This window comes from Cupriavidus sp. 8B (assembly GCF_054589115.1).
In genome coordinates this window covers 1-288 of sequence record NZ_BAAILO010000505.1, presented here as the reverse complement: position 1 = coordinate 288, position 288 = coordinate 1, and the positions used below count along the sequence as shown (strand labels likewise).

Sequence of the window (288 nt, the reverse complement as noted above, 5' to 3'; positions counted from 1 at the left end):
GCTGACTTTGTTGGATTGGAAGTGGTCGCCGCAACAGATCGCCGGTATCCTTAAGCGAGTGTGGCCCGAGGACCCCAGCATGCATGTGTCTCACGAGACGATCTACACGGCCATTTACGCGCAGCCCAGGGGCGAGTTGCGCCGCCAGCTCATCGCCTGCCTGCGCCATGGCCGCAGCACACGCATGCCACACAAGCGCGGGGTTGATCGACGCGGGCAGATTCCTGAGATGGTCAGCATCCATGTGCGCCCGCCCGAGGTCGAGGACCGCGTCATGCCGGGCCACTG

General features: G+C 64.2%; 1 protein-coding gene. It reads left to right on the top strand.

Annotated features, from left to right (window positions below; translation table 11 throughout):
- Positions 1-288 (top strand): IS30 family transposase (locus tag ACYP5B_RS45645; RefSeq protein WP_459573977.1); only part of this gene is annotated, 288 nt, incomplete at both ends.